The sequence below is a fragment of the Micromonospora sp. MA102 genome, from assembly GCF_025460765.1.
GTDB lineage: Bacteria > Actinomycetota > Actinomycetes > Mycobacteriales > Micromonosporaceae > Micromonospora > Micromonospora halotolerans.
In genome coordinates this window covers 130,661-144,946 of sequence record NZ_JAMWEG010000010.1, presented here as the reverse complement: position 1 = coordinate 144,946, position 14,286 = coordinate 130,661, and the positions used below count along the sequence as shown (strand labels likewise).

General features: G+C 76.9%; 7 protein-coding genes. 6 read left to right on the top strand and 1 reads right to left on the bottom strand.

Going from position 1 to position 14,286, the window contains the following annotated elements; all coding sequences use genetic code 11:
• Positions 1-46: 46 nt before the first annotated feature.
• Positions 47-439: a hypothetical protein gene (locus tag NFX44_RS21095; RefSeq protein ID WP_262285288.1), complete on the bottom strand. Its 393-nt coding sequence runs from the start codon at positions 437-439 to the stop codon at positions 47-49.
• 193 nt (positions 440-632) lie between these two features.
• Between NFX44_RS21095 and NFX44_RS21090 the strand changes: the two genes are divergently transcribed.
• The 6 genes from NFX44_RS21090 to NFX44_RS21065 all read left to right on the top strand — a co-directional run bounded on the left by NFX44_RS21090 (position 633) and on the right by NFX44_RS21065 (position 14,283).
• Entirely contained in the window at positions 633-1,031 is a 399-nt protein-coding gene (locus NFX44_RS21090) for an NUDIX domain-containing protein (RefSeq protein WP_262285287.1), read from the top strand.
• Positions 1,032-1,180: 149 nt separating this feature from the next.
• Positions 1,181-1,576, top strand: coding sequence for a DUF2267 domain-containing protein (locus NFX44_RS21085; protein ID WP_262285286.1), 396 nt, complete (start codon positions 1,181-1,183; stop codon positions 1,574-1,576).
• A 338-nt stretch (positions 1,577-1,914) separates the two neighbouring features.
• Complete coding sequence (locus NFX44_RS21080) at positions 1,915-5,370, top strand: AMP-binding protein (RefSeq protein WP_262285285.1); 3,456 nt, start codon at positions 1,915-1,917, stop codon at positions 5,368-5,370.
• A complete protein-coding gene (locus tag NFX44_RS21075) occupies positions 5,367-8,486 on the top strand; it encodes a thioesterase domain-containing protein (RefSeq protein WP_262285284.1) in 3,120 nt (1,039 codons plus the stop codon). The genes NFX44_RS21080 and NFX44_RS21075 overlap by 4 nt, the downstream gene beginning before the upstream one ends.
• Positions 8,483-10,786, top strand: a complete 2,304-nt coding sequence (locus tag NFX44_RS21070) for a lantibiotic dehydratase family protein (protein WP_262285283.1) — start codon at positions 8,483-8,485, stop codon at positions 10,784-10,786. Before NFX44_RS21075 ends, NFX44_RS21070 begins: the two co-directional genes overlap by 4 nt.
• Complete coding sequence (locus tag NFX44_RS21065) at positions 10,783-14,283, top strand: amino acid adenylation domain-containing protein (protein WP_262285282.1); 3,501 nt, start codon at positions 10,783-10,785, stop codon at positions 14,281-14,283. The genes NFX44_RS21070 and NFX44_RS21065 overlap by 4 nt, the downstream gene beginning before the upstream one ends.
• Positions 14,284-14,286: the final 3 nt, after the last annotated feature.

The window sequence follows — 14,286 nt, the reverse complement described above, 5'->3', positions numbered from 1 at the left end:
GGCGAGCCTACTCAGCGGGGGCACCGGTCCGGTTCCCGCCGCCGGGTCAGCGGATCGGCCGCCAGTCCGGCCCGTCGGGTCGTCCGGTCGAGGTGAGTGCCGCGAGCATCACGGCCTCGACCTGCTCGGGTGTCAGGTGCTCCCGGCGGTCGGCGCCCGGCACGTAGGCGCCCCACGCCCGGCCGTCCGGCTCCTGCATGACCACACCGACCGGGTCGCGGTGGTCGCTCACGGCGGCGATGACCCCCCACGGGCGGCGGATGTGCACCTGTTGCTGGAGGTCCGGATCGAGATCCCGCAGCCACCGCCGGACGGTCTCCCGGTCGTCCAGCCCGACCGTCTCGGTCGCCCGCCGGAAGAGGCCGTACGTGGTCAACCGCTCCGCGACGTCCTGCCGGGCCGATGCCGGTCCACCCAGGAGCCTCCTCAGCCACTCCATCCGGATGCTCCGTCCCGCGTCGGTGCCCGGCGTCCCGGGCGTCACGGCGGGAGTGCCCGCTCGGGCGGCGGCGGCAAACCCATCGGCCGCCCGGTCACCGGAGCGGGCGGTGCGCGCCGGCCGCGGGGCCGTCGAGCGTAGGGTCGCTCCCTGGCGTCATCCACGCCCACGCCGCCGAGACCCGAGGAGCACGGTGCCCGAGATCGACAAGGTCGCCTGGATCCGGATCGAGGACGGCCGGGTGCTGAGCACCCGGTCCCGGGGCCGGGACGTCTGGTACCTGCCCGGCGGCAAGCGGGAAGCCGGTGAGACCGACCTGGCGACCCTGGTCCGGGAGATCGCCGAGGAGCTGGACGTGGCCGTCGTGCCGGAGTCCGCCGTGCCGGTGGGTGTCTTCACCGCGCAGGCCCACGGCCACGGCGCCGGCACGCTGGTCCGGATGACCTGCTACGCCGCCGACTACGAGGGCACGCTGCGGCCGGCGAGCGAGATCGCGGAGCTGGCCTGGCTCGGCTACGCCGACCGGTCCCGGGTCTCCGCGGTGGATCAGCTCATCTTCGACCACTTCCGGGCTGTCGGCGCGCTGCACTGACCTCGCCCGCCCGGCGCGGTAGGTGCCGCCCGGGTGCCGCCGCCGTTTGCGGCCGTCGGGCGCGGGTAACCGCGGACGCGACGCTCCGGCCGGCTCGGGCCGGGGCTGCCGGACATCCGGCGGCGGCCGGCGACGACAGGAGTGCGGCTGTGCGGTTTCCCCGATTCGTCGAGGCGGTGTCCCGCCGCGCCGAGCTGCCCACCGGTCAGGCCGCCACGATCTCGCGGGCGGTGTTGCAGACCCTCGCCGAGCGGATCACCGCCACCGAGTCGGCGGACCTGGCCGCGCAGCTGCCGGACGAGGTCGGCAGCTATCTCGTCGCGCCGGGCGAGGGCGGCACGACGGGCGGCGCGGTCGCCTTCCTATACCGGGTCGCGGAGCGGGCCGGAGTGGACCCGGCGGTCGCCGAGGTGGGCGCCCGCGCGGTGCTCGCCACCCTGCGGGAGACGGTCACGGTCGGCGAGTTCCAGGATCTCGTGGCGCAGCTCCCGAACGGATTCGACGCGATGGTCGACCCGATCCCGCGGCCACCGTACGATGTGTAGTCGGGCCCCCCGAAACGCGTGTTGAGCTGCGGAGATGAGGCCCTCGCGGTGGAAATTCCACGGTCCGGAAGTATTTTCACCGTAAAATAACTCGCGAGTAGGCGCTTACGCGGTAAATCGTCTACGCGCTAGAGGGATGATCGGTCGATTTCCTCGGTCCGAGCTTCCACGGGTCGTCATCCCTTCGGCTCGACCTGCATCGATGCCCTCCCCGTCAAGATATCGAGCCCTATTCTGGCTCCAATGTGAAGTCCTGGGGGGGATCATGATCACATTCACTGAACGCTGCGCGCCTGTCGTCACTGGGGAAACATCAGCCCGCTGACATGGCACAGCCGATGATCATCAATCGTTTCGGCGAGGTCGCGGCGCGTCACGGTGAACGTCCGGCCCTGCTCGGTGAGACCCACGAGGTCGCTTACGCCGGGTTGGCCGGGATGGCCGGGGGGCACGCGGCCGCGCTCGTCGCCGCCGGCGTCCGGCCCGGTGACCGCGTCGCCCTGCTCACCGCGCACGGCGCTCCGACCGTCGCGGCGCTGCTCGGTGCTCTCGCCGCGGGCTGCGCGTACGTGCCGCTGGACCCGGGCTTCCCGGTCGACCGGCTGCGCCACATGCTCGCCGCCGCCGGGGTCACCGCCCTCGCCTGCGCCGCCGAGCACCGCGAGCTGGCCCGGGGCCTCGCCGGCGGGCGGACCGTCGTGCCGCTGGACCGGGTGCCGCCGGCCCCGCTGCGGCCCGTGCCGGTCGACCCGGACGCGCTGGCGTACGTGCTGTTCACCTCCGGGTCCACCGGGGTGCCGAAGGCCGTCGGGCAGACGCACCGCAACCTGACGCACGTCGTCGACAACCAGATCGCCGCGCTGGCGGTCGGCCCGAGCGACCGGCTCAGCCTGCTCGCCTCGTTCAGCTTCGACGCCGCCATCCCCGACCTCTACCCGGCGCTGCTCACCGGCGCCGCGGTGGTCCCGGTCGACCTGCGCCGGCAGGGGCTCGCCCAGGCCGTCACCCAGCTCGACCGGCACCGGGCCACCGTGCTGCACTGCACGCCCACCGTCTACCGCTACCTGCTGGAGGCCCTCGGCGACCGGCGCCTCGACGCGGTCCGGGTGGTGCTGCTCGGCGGCGAGCAGGCCACCTACGCGGACGCCCTCCGCGGCCGGGACCGGTTCGCCCCGGACTGCCGGCTGGTCAACGGCTACGGCGCCACCGAGATGACCTTCGTGGCCCGGCACGTGCTGCCGCTGTCCACGGTGGATCCGGCCGCCACTGGACCGTTGCCGATCGGCACCGCGTTCCCCGGCTACCAGGTCGATCTCGCCCCGGACACCGGCGAGCTGGTGGTTCGCAGCCGACACCTCGCGCCCGGCTACCTCAACCAGGGCAGCGACCGGTTCACCGTGGACGCCGACGGGGTGCGGTCGTACCGCACCGGGGACCTCGGCCGGCGGCTGCCCGGCGGCGAGCTGGTCTGCCTCGGCCGGCTCGACCGGCAGGTCAAGGTGCGCGGCCACCGGGTGGAGCTGACCGAGATCGAGGCCGTGCTGGCCGCCCAGCCCGGGGTGGCCGGCGTGCGCGCCATCGCCCGCGATGGCGAACTGTTGGCGTACGCCCGCCCGGCCGGCGACCGCCCCGATCCGACCGCGCTGCGCGCCGCGCTCGCCGCCGCGCTGCCCGGCTACGCGCTGCCCCGCGCGGTCGTGCTGCTCGACGAGTTCCCGCTCACCGTCACCGGCAAGGTCGACGAGCGCGCGCTGCCCGACCCGCCGGCCGGGGTGCCGGCCGGGGAGGGGCCCGCCACCGACACCGAGCGGGCCGTGCACGACATCTGGTGCGCCGTGCTCGGCCGCTCGGCGGTCGGCCGCACCGACAGCTTCTTCGACGTCGGCGGGCAGTCCCTGCTGCTGGGGCAGGTGCAACAGCGGCTCGCCGACGTGTTCGGCGTGCGCCTGCCCCTGCTGCGTCTCTTCGACCACCCGACGGTGGCCGCCCAGGCGGCGCTTCTCGACGCCCCGCCCGAGACGGTCCGCGCCCCGGTGCTGCCCGCGCCCGCGGCCCCGGCCGCCGCGGCCCGCGCGTACACCGGCGACGAGATCGCGGTGGTCGGCCTCGCCGGCCGCTTCCCCGGCGCGCCGGACGTGGCCACCTTCTGGTGGAACCTGTGCACCGGCGTCGACTCGATCCACGAGCACACCGACGAGGAGCTGGCCGCCCTCGGCGTCGGGCCGGGGCTGCGCGCCGACCCCCGGCACGTGCGGGCCGTCGGCCGGCTCGACGGGGTCGCCGACTTCGACGCCGAGTTCTTCTCCTTCGCCGCCGACGAGGCGGCCCGGACCGACCCGCAGCACCGGCTCTTCCTGGAGACGGCCTGGGAGGCCATGGAGGACGCCGGGCACGACCCGGAACGCTTCCCCGGCCTGGTCGGGGTCTACTCGGCCACCTCCGTCAACCGGTACTTCCTGTTCCACCTCATGGACAACCCGGCCGTGGTCGGCGACGTCGACCCGGACGACTGGGAGGCGCGGCTGATCGGCCGGCAGTTCACGGACCACCTGCCCGGGCAGGTCGCCTACCGGCTCGGGCTCACCGGGCCCGCCCTGGCCGTGCAGAGCGCCTGCTCCAGCTCGCTGGTCGCCGTCTGCCTGGCCGCGCAGAGCCTCGCCGACTACCAGTGCGATCTCGCCCTGGCCGGCGGGGTCACCGTCACCTGGCCCCGGCACCGGCACGTCCCGGGCGGGCTGGCCTCGCCGGACGGCCGGTGCCGCGCCTTCGACGAGGGCGCCAACGGCTCCGGCTTCGGCTCCGGCGCCGGGGTGGTCGCGCTGCGCCGGCTCGCCGACGCGCAGGCCGACGGCGACCGGATCTACGCGGTCCTGCCCGGCTGGGCGGTCACCAACGACGGGGCGGACCGGGCCGGCTTCGCCGTGCCCGGCCCGGCCGGGCAGGCCGCCGCGGTGGCCAACGCGCTGGCCACCGCCGAGGTCGCCCCCGGCGAGGTCGGCCTCGTCGAGGGGCACGGCAGCGGCACGCCGCTCGGCGACGCCATCGAGGTCGCCGCGCTGCACGAGGTGTACGCCGGGGCCGCGCCCGCCGAGAGCTGCGCGCTCGGCTCGGTGAAGACCAACATCGGCCACCTCGACGCGGCCGCCGGCATCGCCGGGCTGATCAAGGCGGTGCTCGCCGTGCGGCACGGGGTGATCCCGCCGAACCTGCACTTCACCCGCCCGCACCCGGAGATCGACCTGGCCGCCGGCCCGTTCTACGTGCCCACCAAGGCCCGCGACTGGCCCGAGGGCCCGCGCCGGGTCGCCGGGGTCAGCGCCTTCGGCCTCGGCGGCACCAACGCGCACGTCGTCGTGGAGCAGCCGCCGCCGGCCGACCCGGCCGACCCGCCCGGCGACGGGCCGTGGCTGCTGCCGGTGTCGGCGCGTACCCCGGCGGCGTTGCGGGCCGCGCTGGCCCGGCTGCGGGCCCACCTGGGCGGCGACGCCCCGGCGTTGCCCGAGGTGGCCGCCACCCTGGCGCTCGGCCGGCGGGCCTTCGCCCACCGGGCCGCGGTCGTCGCCGCCGACCTGGCCGGCGCGCTGGCCGGCCTGGACATGCTGCTGGACACCGGCGTCCGCATCGCGGGCGAGGGTGGCCCGCTGCGCGACCTGGCCGCCGACTGGGTCGCCGGGCGGGACGTCGACTGGGACGCCCTGCACCCCGAGGGCACGGTCCGGCGCACCGGCCTGCCCACCTACCCGTTCCAGCGCCGCCGGTACTGGATCGACCCCGTTCAGAGAGGTCCGCGGTGAACTGGTTCGTCTCCGCCGGAAGCCGACCCCAGGCGCCGGTGCGGTTGTTCTGCCTGCCCTACGCCGGTGCCGGCGCGAGCGCGTTCCGGCGCTGGCAGGAGGGGATCGGGCCGGACGTCGAGGTGCTGCCGGTGCAACTGCCCGGCCGGGAGAACCGGATCAACGAGGATCCGCGCTTCGGCGTCGCCGAGGTGGCCGACGCCGTCGCGGCCCGGGCCGACCGCCCGTACGCCCTGTACGGCCACTCGATGGGTGGCCGGCTCGGCTTCGAGGTGGTCCGGGAGCTGCGCCGGACCGGCCGGCCGATGCCGCTGCGGCTCTACGTCGGCGGCGCCCGCGCCCCGCACGTCACCGCGCCCGGACCCTTCGACGGGCTGTCCCGGGCGGACGACGACGAACTGCTGCGCCGCCTCGGCGGCGGCGGCGGCCTGCCCGCCGAGCTGTTCGACCACCCGGAGCTGGTGGAGCTGCTGCTGCCGCTGCTGCGGGCCGACTTCGGCCGGGTGGACGACTACCGGTACGTGCCCGGCGAGCCGCTGCCGCTGCCGATCGTCGCGTTCAGCGGCCGGGACGACCGGGCCGTCACCCGCGAGCAGCACGCCGCCTGGGCCGCGCACACCGCGGCCGGGTTCACCCTGCACGAGCTGGCCGGCGGCCACTTCTTCCTGCACGATCGGCTCCCCGAGCTGCTCGCGCTGATCCGCGCCGACCTGGCCGCGGCGCTCGACGCCGGGACCACCCGCGCCGGCGGGCCGGCCGCGGGTACGGACCGGGTGCACACCGCCGGCCGCGGGACCGCCGGCGGTGTGCACCGGGTGCCGCTCGGCGGCACCGCCTGGTCGGTGTGGCGCGACGCCATCCTGCGCACCACCGGCTTCCCGGCCGACGGCCTGGACCTGTTCGCCGCGCCCCGGGCCGCCGCGGCGGCCGACGAGCTGCTCGCCACCGGCACCGGCGAGGACCGCTACGACAAGGAGTTCGACGAGGCGGTCCGGGCCGCCGCCCAGCGGCTCAGCGAGCTGGCCGTCGACCCGCTGCTGCGCGAGGCGGTCACCTGGCAGAACCGGGGTGCCCTGGTCGCGCTCGACGGGCTGGCCCGCGGCGGCGCCGACGCGGCCCGCAACGTGCGGCGGCGGGACCGGGAGCGGGCTCTGCTCAAGTACTGGCAGCGCTACGGCGGCAAGAACGAGACGGTCGGCTTCTTCGGCCCGAGCTGCTGGGTGACCGTCGACCCCGACCAGCCGGAGACCGCCCGGATCCGCCCCGGCGCCGGGCTGACCCGCCGGCGCTGGGTCTGGTTCGAGTCCTGGGCGCTCGCCGCGTACGCCGAGCGGATCGGCGCCGACCTGGCCGTCCGCCGGTGGTGGCCGCCGGTGCTGCGCCCGCACCTCGCCGTCCGCGACCGGACCGTGCTGCGTCCCGGCCGGCCCCCGCTGGCGCTGACCCCGGTGGAGGCGGCCCTGCTCGCCGCCGCCGACGGCCACCGCCGTGCCGCCGACCTGGTGGCCGACCCGGCCATCGGCCTGCGCCGCCCCGAGGACGGCTACGCCCTGCTCGACCGGCTGGTGGAGCGGGAGCTGATCAGCTGGGACGCGGCCCTGCCGGTCAGCCCGGACGCCGAGCGGGTGCTGGGCGACCGGATCGCGGCGATCGGCGACGAGGCCGCCCGCAGCGCCGCGCGGGCCGGGTTCGACCGGCTCCGCGCCGCCCGCGACGCGGTGGCCGGGGCGGCCGGCGACCCGGTGCGGCTGCGCGCCGCGCTGGACACCCTCGACGCCACGTTCACCGAACTGACCGGCCGTCCGGCCGTCCGCCGCGCCGGCCAGATGTACGCCGGCCGCACCATCTGCTACGAGGACACCGCCCGCGACCTGGACGTGGTCTTCGGCGCGCCGCTGCTCGCCGAGCTGGCCGCCCCGCTGGACGTGCTGCTGCGCGCCGCCCGGTGGATGGCGAACGCCCTGGCCGACGCGTACGACGAGGTGTTCCGCGGGCTCCACGACGAGCTGCGCGCCGAGGCCGGCGGCGGTCCGGTCGCCCTGGCGGACCTGTGGTTCCTGGCCCAGGGCCTGTTCTGGGGCGGGGGCGAGCGGCCGGTCGACGGGGTCGCCGCCGACTTCGCCGCCCGCTGGGCCGGGCTGTTCGGGCTGGACGCGCTGCCACCCGGCACCACCGACGTACGGCTGCGGGTGGCCGATCTGGCCGACCGGGTCGACGCGGTCTTCCCGGGCGCCAGGCCGACCTGGTCCAACGCCGTGATGCACAGCCCCGACCTGCAGATCTGCGCCACCGACGCGGCGGCGCTGGCCCGGGGCGAGTACACGGTGGTGCTCGGCGAGCTGCACGCCGCCTGGTCGTCGTTCGACTGCGCGGTCTTCACCCCGTCGCACCCGGACGTGGAGCGGCTGCGCGCCGCGCTGGCCGAGGACATGGGCGAACGGCGGATCCGGCTGCTCTTCCCCACCGAGTGGCCGCGCCGGACCAGCCGCACCTCCGAGTCGCTGACCGGGCCGACCGACCGGCACCTGGCCTTCCAGGACGCGCCGGGCGGCGAGCCGGCCCGGGTGCTGCCCACCGTCGACCTCACCGTCGGCGAGGTCGACGGCCGGCTCGTCGCCACCGCCTCGGACGGGCAGCGGTGGCCGCTCACCGAGGTCTTCGCCGAGCTGCTCAGCGCGCACGCGGTGGACGGCTTCAAGCTGGTCGCCGCTGCGCCGTACACGCCTCGGATCACGCTGGACCGGCTGGTGGTGGCCCGGCAGACCTGGCGGACCACGGTCGGGGAGAGCGGGCTGGCGGGCGCCACCGGCGAGCGGCAGCGCTTCCTGGCCGTGCGGGACTGGCGGCGCCGGTTCGGCCTGCCCGAGCAGGTCTACGTCAAGCTCGGCACCGAAACCAAGCCGTGCTTCGTGGACCTGTCCAGCCCGGCCTTCGCCAACATGTTCTGCGCCATGGTCCGGGCCGCCCGGGTCGACGGCGGCGACGACGTTTCGCTCACGGTCAGCGAGATGCTCCCCACCACGGACCAGGCCTGGGTGCCCGACGGCGCCGGCCGCCGCTACTTCAGCGAGCTGCGCCTGCACATCGTGGACACCCAGGGGGCGGTGGCCCGATGAGCCACCTGCTGCCGCTGGGGGAGACCGGCTGGTCGGTCTGGCGGGACACCGTGGTGCGGACGGCCGGCTTCCCGGCCGCCGGGCTGGACCGGTTCGCGGCCCCGGAGGCCGCCGCCGCGGCGGACGCGCTGCTCGCCGGGGAGGGCACGCGGGAGGTCTTCGACAAGGCGCTGGACGAGGCGGCGGCCGAGGGCTCCGCGGCGGCCCTCGACCTCGCCGCCGACCCGCTGCTCCGCGAGGCGGTGACCTGGCAGAACCGGGACATGCTCGTGGCCCTGGACGGGCTGCTGCGCACCGACCCGGCGACCCGCAACAGCCGGCGCCGCAAGCGCGAGATGACGCTGCTGCGCTACTGGCAGCGCTACTGCGGCAAGGCCGAGACCATCGGGTTCTTCGGGCCCGTCGCCTGGGGCACCCTCGAACCGGAGACGGCCGCGTCGCGGGTGGCCCCCGGTCCGGGCCTGGTCCGCCGCCGCCGGGTCCACTTCGAGGCGTGGGCGCTGGCCGCGTACGCCGACCGGCTCGGCGCCGACCTGGCGGTGCGCCGCTGGTGGCCACCGACCCGGCCGCCGCACCTGACCGTGGTCGGCAACCGGCTGCACCGGCCGCTGCACCCGCCGGTCGAGCTGCCTCCGGTGGAGGCCCGGCTGCTCGCCGCCGCCGACGGCCGGACCCCGGCGGCCGAGCTGGTCGAGCGGTTCCGGGCGGCCGGCGACCTGCGCACCGCCGACGACGGCTACCTGCTGCTCGACCGGCTGGCCGAGCGCGGGCTGCTCGCCTGGGACGCCGCCCTGCCCACCAGCCCGGCCGCGGAACGGGTGCTGGCCGAGCGGCTCGCCGCCGTCGGCGACCCGGCCGACCGGGCGCGGGCCGAGGCCGGCCTCGACCGGCTCCGCGCGGCCCGGGACGCGGTGGCCGCCGCGGCCGGCGACCCGGACCGGCTGGGCGCCGCGCTGGCCGCGCTGAACGACGAGTTCACCGCGGTCACCGGGGCCGCCGCGACCCGGCACGCCGGCCAGATGTACGCCGGCCGGACCCTGGTCTACGAGGAGACCGAACGGGACCTGGACGTGCGGGTGGGCGCGGCGGTGCGGGAGGCGCTGGCCGAGCCGCTCGCCGTGGTGCTGACGGCGGCCCGCTGGCTGACCGCCGAGGTGGGCGCGGCCTGCACGGCGGTCGTCGCCGACCTCCACGCCGAACTGGCCGGGGACGGCCCGGTGCGGCTCGCCGACGTGTGGGCGCCCGCCCAGGGGCTGCTGCTCGCCCCCGACGGCCCGCTCCAGCGCGCCGCCGCCGGGCTGACCGCCCGCTGGCGGGAGCTGTGCGGGCTGGCCGACCTGCCGCCCGGGCAGGCGGAGCTGACCCTGCGCAGCGCCGACCTGGCCGCCCGCGCCGCCGAGCTGTTCGCCGCCGACGGCCCCGGCTGGCCGTCCGCCCGGATCCACAGCCCCGACGTGCAGATCGTCGCCGCCGACCTCGACGCGCTCAACCGGGGCGAGTTCCTGCTGGTCCTCGGCGAGCTGCACCCCAGCCTGACCACCTTCGACAGCGCTGTCCTCACCCCGTTCCACCCGGATCCCGCGGTGCTGCGTGCCGGCTTCGACGCCGACCTCGGGCCGGTCCGGCTGCGCGTGGTCTACCCGGCCAACTATCCGCGCCTGACGACCCGGACCACCTACGCGCTGACCGGCCCGCAGGACCGGCAGATCGGCATCGACACGGCCCGGGGCGCCGACCTGGACCGCCTCGTCCCGGCCACCGACGTGCGGATCGAGCGCGCCGGCGCCGAGTTCGACGCGGTCTTCCCCGACGGGCGGCGGTGGCCGCTCACCGAGGTGTTCGGCAACCTGTTCTCCGCGCTGCTGCTGGACAGCTTCAAGCTGCTCGACCCGGCCCCGCACATGCCCCGCATCACCATCGACCGGCTGGTGGTGGCCCGGCGCACCTGGCGCACCACGGTCGGGGAGTCCGGGCTGGCCGGGGTGAGCGGCGAGGCCGAGCGCTACCTCGCGGTCCGGCGCCTGCGGCAGCGGCTCGGCCTGCCCGAGCGGGTCTTCGTGAAGGTCGGAACCGAGGTCAAGCCCTGCTACGTCAACCTGACCGGCCCGCTGCACGCCCACTCGCTGTGCGCCATGGTCGACGCCGCCGCCCGCACCGGTCCCGACGTGGCCCTGGTGGTCACCGAGCTGCTGCCCGACCCGGCCGAGTCGTGGATCACCGACGCGCGGGGCCGGGGCTACGTCAACGAACTCCGCCTCCAGATCACCGACCCAGCCGAGCACCGGGGAGACCACGGGTGACCGACATCCTCACCGCCAGCGTCGCGTACGGGGCGGACCTGCCCTGGCCGGACGCCACCCTGGCCGAGCTGATCGCCGCGCAGGCCGCCCGCACGCCCGACGCCGTGGCGGTACGCCAGTGGGACACCCGGCTGACCTACCGGCAGCTCGTCGACCGGGCCGCCGGGGTGGCCGCCGCCCTGCGCGAGCGCGGCGTCGGCCGTGGCGACCGGGTCGGGGTCTGCGGCGCGCGTACCCCCGACCTGGTGGTCACCGTGGTCGGCGTGCTGCTGGCCGGCGCCGCGTACGTGCCGCTGGAGCCCGGCGGCCCCCGCGAGCGGCTGCGCGAGATCGCCCGGGACGCCGGGGTCCGGGTGGTCGTCGGCGACACCGCGGCGGCCGAGTTCGGCGGCGAGCCCGGTGTGGAGGCGGTCGGGCTGCCCGGCCCGGCCCCCCTCGCACCCTGCCCGGCGCGCCCCGGCGACCCGGCGTACGTGCTGTTCACCTCCGGCTCCACCGGCCGGCCCAAGGGTGTGCTCACCACCCACCGCAACGCCGTCGAGTTCGTCACCGGGGTCGCCGCGCTCACCGGCGCCGACGCCTCGGTACGCAGCCTCGGCATCGCCTCGCTCGGCTTCGACGCGGCCACCATGGACCTGTTCGTGCCGCTGCTGCTCGGCGGCGCGGTGCAGCTGCTCGGCACCGACGACCGGGCCGACCCCGTCCGGCTCGCCCGGTTCGTCGCCGCGCACGAGGTCACCTGGGGTTTCATCACCCCGACCGTGCTCGCCCTGCTCGACCCGGCGGAGCTGCCGTCGTGGCGGGTGCTGCTCTGCGGCGGCGAGGCGGTCCCGGCCGAGCTGGTCGCCCGCTGGGCCCCCGGCCGGCGGTTCCTCAACGGCTACGGTCCCACCGAGACCACCGTGCTGGCGGTCAGCGGTGACCTCACGGCCGCCGACACCGACCCGGTGCCGATCGGCCTGCCCCTGCCCAACCACCGGGCGTACGTGGTGGACGCCGACCTGCGCCCGGTGCCGCCGGGGGAGACCGGCGAGCTGCTGATCGGCGGTCCCGGCCTGGCCGACGGCTACCTCGACCGGCCCGGGCTGACCGCCGAGCGGTTCGTGCCCGACCCGTTCGGCGACCGGCCGGGGGAGCGGCTCTACCGCACCGGCGACCTGGTCCGGCAGGCGCCGGACGGCCGGATCGTCTACCTCGGCCGGGCCGACCGGCAGGTCAAGGTGCGCGGCCAGCGGATCGAGCTGGGCGAGGTCGAGGCCGTGCTGGCCGGCCACGCCGCCGTCGACGGGGTGGCCGTGGAGGCCGTGCCCGGCCCGGCCGGCACCGAGCTGGTCGCCTTCCTCACCCCCGCCGACGCGCCCGACGACGAGGCGCTGCGGGCGTACGCCGGGCCCCGGCTGACCACCGCCATGCTGCCGGCCCGGACGGTGCGGCTGGCCGCGCTGCCGGTCAGCCCGACCAGCGGCAAACTGGACCGGCCCGCGCTGCGTGCGCTGGCGGTCGCCGCGCCGCGGGAAGCGGCGGAGATCGCCGGCGGCGACCCGGTGGAGGCGGCCGTCCGGCGACTCTGGATCCGGCTGCTCGGCGCGAACCCCGGCCCGGACAGCGATTTCCTGGCCGCCGGCGGCAACTCCATCGCCGCCATGCGACTGGTCGCCGCGCTCCGCGCCGAGCTGGGCCGGCGGGTCGACACCCGGGTGCTGTTCACCGACCGCACCTTCGGCGCGCTGGTCGACCGGGTGCGGGCCGCCGCGCCCGCCGACGGCGACGAGCTGACCACCGGCAACCCGCCCACCCTCTCCCCACCGCAGCGGCGGCTCTGGTTCATGGACCAGCTCGCCCCGTCCAGCGCGCCCTACAACATCGCCGTGGCGCACCGGCTGCGCGGGCCGCTGGACACCGCCGCGCTCGGCGCCGCGCTGCGCGCCGTGGCCGAGCGGCACGACGTGCTGCGCTGGCGGATCCCGCAGACCGGCGGGGTGCCGTACGCGGTCCGCGAGGAGCCGACCGACGTGGCCGTGCCGGTGGTCGACCTGACCGGCGCCGCCGACGCCGAGGCGGAGCTGGCCAGCATGCTCGCGGCCGGCGCCGGGCACTCGTTCGACCTGGCCACCGGGCCGCCCTGGCAGGTGACCGTCTACCGGCTGGCCGCCGACACCCACGTGCTCGCCGTCACCGTGCACCACGCGGTCTTCGACGGCTGGTCCGAGGCGCTGCTCTACGACGAGCTGGCCGGCGCGTACGCCCGGGCGGTCGCCGGTGACCCGCCGGCCCGGCCGCCGCTGCCCGCCACGTACGCCGACTACGCGGTCTGGCGGGCGGAGCGCGACCGCCGCCGGGGCGCGGCCGACCTGGCCTGGTGGACCGACCACCTGGCCGGCGCCCCGACCGTGCTGGACCTGCCCCGCGACCGGCCCCGCCCGGCGGTACAGACCTACGCCGGCGTCGAGGCCGCGGTGCGGCTCACCGAGGCGGCCGACCGGGCGGTACGGGACCTGGCCGCCCGGCGTGGCACCACCGTGGCGGCCGTGCTGCTGGCCGGCTTCGGCGAGCTGCTGCGCCGGCTCACCGGCGCCGACGACCACGTGCTCGGCGCGATCGTCGCCGACCGCCGGCTCGCCGCCTTCGACGACGTCATCGGCTTCTTCATCGACACCGTGCCCGTGCGGGTCCGCACCGGCGGGGCGACCTTCGCGGGGCTGGTCGACAGGTGCGCCGCCGAGCTGCACGCGGTCACCGAGCACCCCGGAGCGCCCCTGGAACGGATCGTCGAGGCGCTCGGCGTCGGTCGGGACACCTCCCGCGCCCCGCTCGTGCAGGTGCTGTTCAACGTGCTCAACTTCGTGCCGCCCCGGCTCGCGCTGACCGGCCTGTCGGTCGAGCCGGTGCCGGTGCCGAAGCCCGGCTCACCGTTCGACATCACCGTCTACGTGGTGGAACGCGACGGCCGGGCCGGCGTCGAGGTGGTGCACAACCCGGACCTGTTCGACGCCGACCGGATCGAGGCGCTCCTGGCCGACCTGGCCGCCCTGGTCGGCGCCCTCGCGGCCGACCCGGACGCGCCCGCCGACCAGGTCGCCACCGAGCTGCCCCGCCCGGCCGTACGGGTGGCGGCGCTCGGCGCGATGACCGTGGCCGCCGCCGAGCCGGCCCGGGCCCCGCTGCCCACCGGGCCGGACGCGCTCACCGCCACCGAGGAGCTGATCGCCGGCATCTGGCGGGACGTGCTCGGCCGGGACCGGGTCGGCGTCGCCGACAACTTCTTCGACATCGGCGGCCACTCGATGGCCCTCGCCGCGGTGCACGCCCGGCTCACCGAGGCCACCGGCCGCTCCCTCACCATGCTCGACCTGTTCCGCCACCCGACCGTTCGGGCCCTCGCCGCCAGCCTCGACGGCGCCGCCGACCGGCCGGAACTCGCCCGGGCCGCGCTGCGCGCCGCCGCCCGGCGTGGCCGCGCCCGCCGTACCCCACCCCGACGACCGAACCAGCCCTGACGC